At 47.3% G+C, this 8,540-nt stretch carries 9 protein-coding genes; 4 read left to right on the forward strand and 5 right to left on the reverse strand.

Going from position 1 to position 8,540, the window contains the following annotated elements; translation table 11 throughout:
* Positions 1–291 (reverse strand): IS66 family insertion sequence element accessory protein TnpB (gene tnpB, locus J3482_RS18795; RefSeq protein WP_268884590.1); only part of this gene is annotated, 291 nt, incomplete at its 3' end.
* Positions 285–608: an IS66 family insertion sequence element accessory protein TnpA gene (gene tnpA / locus J3482_RS18800; RefSeq protein ID WP_236018390.1), complete on the reverse strand. Its 324-nt coding sequence runs from the start codon at positions 606–608 to the stop codon at positions 285–287. The genes tnpB and tnpA, both read right to left, overlap by 7 nt.
* A 240-nt stretch (positions 609–848) precedes the next feature.
* On the opposite strand from tnpA, the gene J3482_RS21915 reads away from it, so the two are divergent.
* From J3482_RS21915 to J3482_RS18815, 4 genes are all read left to right on the forward strand, one after another.
* Positions 849–959: a putative holin-like toxin gene (locus tag J3482_RS21915; protein ID WP_021298694.1), complete on the forward strand. Its 111-nt coding sequence runs from the start codon at positions 849–851 to the stop codon at positions 957–959.
* A gap of 321 nt (positions 960–1,280) precedes the next feature.
* Entirely contained in the window at positions 1,281–1,535 is a 255-nt protein-coding gene (locus J3482_RS18805) for a hypothetical protein (RefSeq protein ID WP_206922924.1), read from the forward strand.
* Positions 1,532–2,788, forward strand: a complete 1,257-nt coding sequence (locus J3482_RS18810; RefSeq protein WP_206922925.1) for a DNA polymerase IV — start codon at positions 1,532–1,534, stop codon at positions 2,786–2,788. Before J3482_RS18805 ends, J3482_RS18810 begins: the two co-directional genes overlap by 4 nt.
* A gap of 41 nt (positions 2,789–2,829) precedes the next feature.
* Complete coding sequence (locus J3482_RS18815) at positions 2,830–3,123, forward strand: YolD-like family protein (RefSeq protein WP_236018391.1); 294 nt, start codon at positions 2,830–2,832, stop codon at positions 3,121–3,123.
* Positions 3,124–3,168: 45 nt separating this feature from the next.
* On the opposite strand, the gene J3482_RS18820 is transcribed toward J3482_RS18815, so the two are convergent.
* From J3482_RS18820 to J3482_RS18830, 3 genes are read right to left on the reverse strand one after another with little or no spacing between them, the layout of a single operon-like run.
* The gene (locus J3482_RS18820; protein WP_206922927.1) at positions 3,169–5,871 is read right to left on the reverse strand and encodes a TraM recognition domain-containing protein; all 2,703 of its coding nucleotides are present in this window, start codon (positions 5,869–5,871) and stop codon (positions 3,169–3,171) included.
* A gap of 16 nt (positions 5,872–5,887) precedes the next feature.
* Positions 5,888–6,349 (reverse strand): hypothetical protein, encoded by a 462-nt coding sequence (locus J3482_RS18825; RefSeq protein WP_206922928.1) that lies wholly within the window; start codon positions 6,347–6,349, stop codon positions 5,888–5,890.
* Positions 6,342–8,135, reverse strand: a complete 1,794-nt coding sequence (locus J3482_RS18830) for an ATP-dependent helicase (RefSeq protein WP_206922929.1) — start codon at positions 8,133–8,135, stop codon at positions 6,342–6,344. Before J3482_RS18830 ends, J3482_RS18825 begins: the two co-directional genes overlap by 8 nt.
* Positions 8,136–8,540: the final 405 nt, after the last annotated feature.

Raw genomic sequence — 8,540 nt, forward strand, 5'->3', positions numbered from 1 at the left:
CCAGTTCAGTTCTCGCCGGCTAATGACGACCGTTCTGTCCCTGGACGCTTGTGGCCATTGAAACCGACCTTGCTCCAAACGTCTGTAATGGAGCCAAAAGCCGTTATGCTGCCACTGTAGGATTTTGAGTTTGTCTCGCTGGCGATTGCAAAATACAAACAGGCAGGGAGAAAATACGTCCAGCTGAAAGGACTCCTGAACGAGCGCCGCGAGCGTGTCGATGGATTTGCGCATATCGGTGAACCCGCACGCCAGGTAGACGCGTTGTTCCGTGATGATTTCGTTTAGCATGTCGAGGCAAGGACGCTCACGAGTTGAGAAAGGAATTGCAGGTCACATCCCGGTTGAACTTCAATGGTAGCAGCACCGATGCGTATGGGAATGGGGAAACCTGACGCCGCAAGAGGAAGAGGCTCTACGGACACCGGCACGAAACGGGGTTGATTGCTAGATGGTGACACGGGGAAACGACGAATCCAGTACCAGAGTTGATGCTCCTTGATGCCATTAGCAGCGCACCAAGCCGCACCCAACAGACCGCTACAGCGAAACTGGCTAATGCGTTCCCGCCACGTCTCGCGCAACTGTTCTAAATCCGCTCTTTTCATTATCCTTTCGCCCCCTGGTTGACTTTTAACGACATTGTCCAGGTAAAACGGACGAATAAACAGGTGGGCTCTATTTGACGCTCACGTTTAAGCAATATCGGCAAACGTTCAATGTAGTAGCGCAGTAGAAAAAATCTTGGTCAACCATCAACCTGTCTAGTAAAATAGATGTACGGTACTAGTTGAACCACGGGTGACGCCTCTCCTACAAGTCCTCTCGGACAGAGGGGAGGTCGGACGATGGATGTGACATATCAGGCACTAGGAGTCGCACTACAAGCAGGCATGTTTCTCATTGCGCTGCTTACGCTCATAGTAACTATCGTCATAGCTCTTCGTTCACATAAGTAAGAGTCACCCCGATAGGTTCGCAGCCAAGGGGTGACTCTTTTCGAGTTGCCACGATTGTGGCGATTCGCTTGAGTCGTCCGAGTGCGGGAGACCGTCACTCAAGGCGATGTACCGTAAGGAGTCAGAGTTGCCGCTCTGGCTCCTTCTTGTTAGGATTAAATCCTTATCCCCATTTTATTCGATAACTCCCCACAAATACAACAAAAAGTCGCTTTCATAAAATGGAACAAATTGCACGCGAACAAATGTTTGCATCGTAAAACTCATCACTCGTATAATACAGCATAATAGAACATACGTTCGCGTGGAGGTGCATCAAAAATGGAGCGACCTACTGCTGAAATAAGGCGTTTGCTATTGCTCGGTCTACTGAGAGATTACATACAGCAAGAAATCGCTCATCTTAAGGATGACCTAAAACAGGGCAATGTCTCCATTATCGAAATACAAACCAATGAACTTGATATCACGGTTAATTTCATCAATGACGGCGTGTATGATCAAGGGATATTCATGAGTAAAATGCTCTACGCTGAAATCAAAAACCGCGCCAAACGGACTGGGTTGATCATATGAAATGGATATACGGCTTGTGTGATATGCAGAGTTTCTATGCATCGTGTGAGGTGGCATCGAGGCCGGAGTTCGCCGCTCGCCGCAAAGAGTTTGACGATTCGACCGACCCGCCATTAGTAGTATCCGGCGATCCGGCTAGACGCAGCGGCATCGTGTTGGCCGCCACGCCGACCGCAAAAGAATTTGGAGTCAGCAATGCTATGCGACTCGGTGAGGCCCAGCGTCTCGTTCCGGGGCTCATTGTGGTACGACCGCGCATGGGGTTTTACCTAGAGACGTCAGTGCGTATTCAAGAGACCATGCGACTGCATTTTCCGTTGCAAGAACAATTCTCGGTTGACGAAGGCTTTTTCGCGCTGCCAGCCGATTCGCCGCTGTTTCCTGATCCGATTGAGGCTGCCCGTAAGCTACAGGCGAAGATATGGGATACCTTCCGTATCCGATGCAGGATTGGTTTGGGGCCGAATAAATGGGTTGCCAAGATGACCAACGCCAAGGCGAAGAAGACACCTGGCGGCATTGTGTGGTGGACTGAAAGCGACATACCGACTAAACTCCACCCACTCCGAGTTGAAGAGATGTGGGGGTTGAAACGGCGTGCAGAGACGCTACGTCGTGAGTTTAAGGCCGACACGATTGGCGATGTCGCGCGTATACCGGTTGGCCAACTGCGGGCGCGATTCGGCGTCTGGGGCGATGTCATCCATCGCTGGGCCAATGGTCAGGATATCAGTGAAATCAATCCGAACAGCTACCATGCTCCTCACAAGGGATTTTCGCACCGCACGACGTTACCTCGAGATTTTTACGAGCGGTCTGAAGTAGCCGTGGTCATCCTCGAACTGCTGGATGAAGTTTGCTACCGTCTGCGCCGCGCGAATCAAGTCGGAAGGCGTGTTGGTTTGGGTCTAACCTACGAGCGTATGGAAGGTGGCTTCTGGAAGGCGAAGACCCTCTCACGTCATACGAATTCACCAGAAGAGTTGTATCCGGAACTTTTGGCGCTCCTCGACCGTTATTGGGATACTCGCTCAGGCGTGCGCGCGGTCAGCGTTGCCGTGGATATGCTGCAGTTCACAGACGCACTCCAACTGTCGCTGTTTGATGATGTGCCAAAACGCAAAGCCTTGTATGCCACGGTAGACAAGATTCACGAGCGATATGGCGAGACAGCGTTGATGCGGGCGGTGAGCCTGACAAAGGCCGGTCAGCTGCGGGACCGTAGTGCAAAGATAGGCGGTCATTATGCTTAATAGGTGATCTCGTGAAAATCGATGAGGGAAACGTGTTTGAGATGATAAGGCTTGTACTCCCGGAACACCGCGGCGCCATGGACCAATATCAAACGGCTAGGGCAATCCGTAAAAAACCCGTGTTGTCACAACAAGAGTGGGAATATATGTCATTTGTCATTAGTGATGCAATTGAATCTGGATCGTCCGTGCGCCTCACCTTGTTTGGGCCATTTGAAAATGAAGTATGGGAAGGCATACCAGTGATATACGCTGGTCAACTACACATAGTCATTGATGACGAACGCCGGCGTTTGCCTGCTGAGCGGCTTATTGCTGTTACAACTTTGAACTAGCTACCAACATGATTCAAAGGAGTAAAAAAGTAGCCCTAACGGGGGCTACTTTGCAATATTTTCCTTCAAGATATGATCGCATTCTCGGCATTTGAATAAAACAGATTCTCCGCGAATGTGTTCTTTCATCTCGGTACCGCACTTCGGACAAAGTCGACCTTCTGGCTTAGGGGCATGTGCTTCTTCTTGGCCCCCCTCCGGCTGCGATTGAGAATTGGGCTGTTTTGCCCGACCGAACGTGTTTCGCAAACGCTCCTTTAGATGCTCGTCTCTTTCGTTTTTCGGAGGAGGTGTGTCATATGAACGTTCGTTTTTAGGTTCTTCGCTTTTAGGATTTTCATCGAAGAACGAGTCCTCAAACAAGTCTTTTAGCAACAATGGCTGCGACTCGTAGACTTCACTCATGTCATCAGGTCGACTGGTTGAACCGTACATATCTTGTTCTACTTTCATCCCCCACCGATAAACAAATAGGGTCTTACCTCCAAACGTCACGAGCGGCCACTTAACCTTTGCAACGAGTTCGGTTTTGGGATATACCGAAATTCGCTCGGGACGCTTCACACGTGGATTCGTCGTTGTCGTCATATCAGATTTGGTAAGTTTGCGGATAAGCGCCTTGTCTTCACTCGGTTCATTGATCCGCATACGGAGCGGTCGTTGACCCTTCCGATTCCTCACGCCGACGTAAATGACTTCATTTTCGCCTAATTCGTATCGGATATACTGTGGGCTAAAGCGATCCACTAACTCTTCGCTCTCACTCGTTGTCACCAGTGGTCCGCCATCGTCCCTACCTAGCCCACCCATACGGATCTGACGCGTTGATTTACTCTTTCGGATACGTTTAACTTTGCCGCAGAGTTTGGATACGTCCATCGCATCTTCTGCACCCAGGTTTGATAGGTATACCCAGTGACGTGTTGACCCTTCCATCGTTCGCAAGTAGCCTCGTCCTACTTCCTCCATTTGCGCACGAGATTGCATCGCAGTCACCATACTGTGGCAGTGTTTACGGCCCTGAGTGCGAATTTCGTTTATGGAACGCGTAGCGTATGATGGATATTCATCCACATAGGCATACACTGGCGGTTTATCATTGTCTCTACCTGGACGATTAAGAACTGCTTGTTGTTCAAACACGAGAATCATTCGACCCACAAGCTTACCTGTGTCGGTTTGACCGGTGATCACAGACAACAGCTCGCCTTTTCGTCCATGTGGTGCTTCTGCTTTCCACGTATCTAAAGATTCACGGACATACTTTTTATACCGGCGATTTGAGATCCACCGACTAAACCATCCACCAGTGGACGGAAATGGATTTTCAAACTTTGGAGGCTGCCATTCTTGTGGGTCAATCCATGATTCAAACGAGAAATTTGGTCGATCAGCTACGTGGTCAATGCCCGAACCGAGCAGTTCCTGCACATATCCACTTGAGATAAGGACACGTACTTTACCACGAAGCCCACGAATGATGTTTTTGTATGCATCCGCGTTTTTCCCCTCGCTGCTTCCGCCAAACTCGTTGATAATACTCGCGGCCGCACGTTTTAACATGACGCGCTCATTGTTGGAAAGCTTTGGCCAAACTACTGTACGTATCCATTCGCTACGAGACTCCATGAACGGCCTATCAGAGTCGCCGTTCTTCTCCATTGCGTCTGCTACACCCTGTACCCTCTGTGCCTCTAAGAAGAGCTCGTCCATGTCATTAAGATATTTGTCGTACCAACCAATCATGTCAATTTCTACAGGGTTACCCTCAGCATCGAAACCGTACAAGTACTTGTAAAGCTGTAGAGAATCTGTGGTGGCCTGTGCGGCCATCGTGTCAAAGAAGGCGTCACCCTTACCTTTATCCCCGGTCTGTTCGTTTAGGACGATGTTGACATTTGAGATAATCGCGTCAATATCATTCCCTGCGAGGGGATTAAAACGAATGTTAGTTCCTTTACCATCGACTTGCCCGTCAATAATGTGAATTCTGCGTACCGTCAACCCTAACGATTCTGCGTATCGTTCGACGGATGGTTCTGGCTGTGGCGAAACCCAAATAACGTTCGCCATAATGCCTCGCGCGATGTTCTCCAGGTCTTCGAATATCATAGGCTTCATGGTCATAAAGGTTTTACCTGAACCAATGGGGCCGATAATGCCCATATTCAAGAATCGGTCTTTTGCTTTAATAACCACCTTTTGCCCTGCCTTGTTACTTGCATCAGGTAACCCCGGCTCTGATTCACCGATTCCCGTTCCGATTGTAACGTCCGGAAACTTGTACGTGTCATCCTTAGTTCCAAAATTGACCGGATCAATGAAAAACTTCACAAAACGATTCAAGGCGTACAAAAATGGATAACCAGCTGACTTTACTGCGCCGAATACCAGAGCGAAAATAGCTGCGATAATCAAGATATCTACCATCACGCCCAAATTATGAAAGCCATTCACGTGTAGTACAGGCACCCCAATGACCTTTTGACCCTGAAAGTACGGCATTGTTATCCAGCCAGGTTTTTTCCCTGTCTTAGCGCTACGGGCAACAGCATGATTTACGGCATTCGCGATCCTGTATAATGAATACCCACCGAATCCTAGCACTAACCCGGCTGTAATCCATCGCATCATACGCATGACAGTTGATAGAATAACGAGAAGAATTATCACCGGAATCACTAGAAACACCGGGTGATGGAGCAACGGCCCAAGCGAAAGTGAGAAGTGTGGAAGCGGTAGTCCCATTTATAATAGCTCCCCCTTATTCGAATGAGAGTGCATTAGCTATGAGCGTGGATAAATACTCCGGAGACACTTCCTCTATACCCCTCTGGTTCCCAACATAAAAACTTGGTTTAGCAGACGGAATCATTGGCAGCTCAAAACGAATTGTCTTATTTCCGTTTTGCAGGACTTGAATCGTGTATTTATCACTATCTTGCTTTGCCACTGCATCAATGGGTTTAAACGTCAGCGTCTTTTCCTTAAATCGAATTTGAAGTTCCCCGTTCACTTCTTCAACTGCCCAGATTTGTTTGACAGATTCCAATTGATAGGCCTTCAATTTCTCTTCAAGAGGTAATAGTAGACTTCGTACATGCCTAAATATCTCATCGACACAAAGGCTAAAATGCTCCGAAGCGTATTGTAACCACCGATCTTTTTCCTGTTGCTTCTCCACCGCATCAGTGACGAGATTAAAAAGCGTTTCTAGGTTACTCATTCTTTTTGCCTCCTCTTAGTTCATCAAGATATCTCGATGGTACGACTGGCTGTTCTCCGATAATCTTAGGAACACAGAGATACAAGCGATCCATTGCGCGCGTCATCGCGACGTAGAAAAGACGTGTCTCTTCGTCCAGGTGTCCCTCATCTACTGAGCGTTGGTAAGGAATATGTCCTTCTACCACGTTTGCTATGAATACCGTGCGAAACTCAAGCCCTTTCGAACCATGGATGGATATAAGACGCACTGCATCATCCTTTGGCTCTTTAGATTGCTCAATGGAATAATCGACGTGCTTCAGAAACGATGACAAGGTTTGGTGTTTGCTGAGCACACGACGAAGTGCATTAAGCCACGTCTCGCCCTCTTTAACACGTAAAAGATCAGAATGTATATCGCCAAGGATCTGAATGAACGATGTTGGATCTGTGGCGCCAAGCAACTTCGTGAGATTAGTCATGTATTGGTCGAAATCCTGGTTCGTGGTGTCCTCCAACACGGCCATGCCTTCAATTTGTACACGTTCGACAGATGACTTTCTTATGTACCCTTTGGGATATTTCATGGTTAGAATAAGGTCGTCCATTTCGGGTAATTCATCTCTGGTAAGCGCATCTACCACTTTCATGTAAGAGATAATTGGCTTTATACGTGTGTTCTCATAAAAGTGCGTACTGTCACTGATGTTATAAGGTACGTCTCTTTCGACCATGATTTCTTCAAACGACATGGCTTCTTGATTCGTACGAAACAGCACGGCAAAATCTGACCATTTCAATTCCGGAAAGGCTACACGTAGAGAAGCTATGGTTTCTACGACACGACTGGCTTGATCAAACTCGTCATACGCGTTCAGCGTACGTACCGGATCACCGCCGCGGCGAGTTGCGATGATACGTTTCTTGACCTGTCGTGTGTTTAGGGCGATGACTTTGTTTGACGCGTGAATCACAGGCTCTTTGGACCGATAATTGCGTTCAAGAATAATTGTTTTGGCATCAGGATAATACCTAACAAATTCCAGTATAAGTTCAGGTCTAGCTCCTCTAAAGCCATAAATCGACTGGAAATCATCTCCAACTACGAATAAATTGCGTTCAGGTAAAGATAGTTTCTGTATTAAGTCCCACTGGAGCAAATTAACATCTTGAAACTCATCAACCATGATGTGTGTGAAGCGAGATTGAAACCTACGAGCAAATTGCTCGTCTTTCACCATGAATTCATTGGCTTTGATCAGTAGATCATCAAAATCTAGCATCTTACGACTTTGTTTGAATTTCTCATACGAAGCGTAAATCATGCCGATCATTGGGTCCCGACAATCGGATGGCCTTAGTTTTGAGTTTTTCGCTTTGGCTACCTCAAGTTGAGCTGTTTCTAGCTCTATCTCCTTGGATAACCCTGTTCCAAAGCGATTCACCGCGGTTTTGTTGCCCAAAATAATCTCAAATATCCATTCGTTTCTCGTAACGAGTTTCCAGTCCCTTAGCATCGGCATAACCATTTTATTGGCAAGTCCGTGAATGGTTGAGACAACAACGGGTTTTGCTTGTTCACCAATATCTCGTTCAATACGTTCACGCATCTCTTGTGTCGCCTTTTTCGTAAACGTACAGCACAAAATACGGTTAGCTGGAATTCGTGCCTTCATGAGTTCCGATACACGAGTGACGAGCATCGACGTTTTTCCTGATCCAGCTCCCGCAACAACTACAACGGGACCGTCAATTTGTGTGGCAGCTTCACGCTGGGCATCATTCAAGTCCTCTAATTTGGGCAAAAAAATCCCCCCTTATACATAGCGTGCCATGAAAAGAGGAGGTTTTTGTGATGAAAGCGTTCTGAGTTACGTTCAAAAACCAATTCATATATCAACTGCAAAACTCATGCAGGGGAAAAGTTAGCAGGGTGATACTGGCTAGTGCCTATTTATATCCGCACCGTAACCGCAGGCTAACTCTGCATATTTACGCTGCGTCTCTCCGTACTTCATTCTGTGGTATACATGTATTTAATCTAGAGTTTGACACATATGCAGATTAGTGGTATTTTTTCAGGGTAAATTTGTAATATAAAATTTCGTAACGATCAAGTCCAAAATGCTGTGTAAAATCCCCTCTTCGGAATGTGTCGCATCATGCTCACAATCTAGTCAACGGCTGATGGGCGTCACTTTCTTGTTGGT

The sequence above is a fragment of the Alicyclobacillus suci genome (assembly GCF_017329615.1).
GTDB classification, from domain to species: Bacteria; Bacillota; Bacilli; order Alicyclobacillales; family Alicyclobacillaceae; genus Alicyclobacillus; species Alicyclobacillus suci.

Excerpts from the sequence above, each read along its gene's own strand:
- tnpA (WP_236018390.1), bottom strand. The coding sequence starts at position 608 with ATGAAAAGAGCGGATTTAGAACAGTTGCGCGAGACGTGGCGGGAACGC.
- J3482_RS21915 (WP_021298694.1), top strand. The coding sequence starts at position 849 with ATGGATGTGACATATCAGGCACTAGGAGTCGCACTACAAGCAGGCATG.
- J3482_RS18805 (WP_206922924.1), top strand. The coding sequence starts at position 1,281 with ATGGAGCGACCTACTGCTGAAATAAGGCGTTTGCTATTGCTCGGTCTA.
- J3482_RS18810 (WP_206922925.1), top strand. The coding sequence starts at position 1,532 with ATGAAATGGATATACGGCTTGTGTGATATGCAGAGTTTCTATGCATCG.
- J3482_RS18815 (WP_236018391.1), top strand. The coding sequence starts at position 2,830 with ATGATAAGGCTTGTACTCCCGGAACACCGCGGCGCCATGGACCAATAT.
- J3482_RS18820 (WP_206922927.1), bottom strand. The coding sequence starts at position 5,871 with ATGGGACTACCGCTTCCACACTTCTCACTTTCGCTTGGGCCGTTGCTC.
- J3482_RS18825 (WP_206922928.1), bottom strand. The coding sequence starts at position 6,349 with ATGAGTAACCTAGAAACGCTTTTTAATCTCGTCACTGATGCGGTGGAG.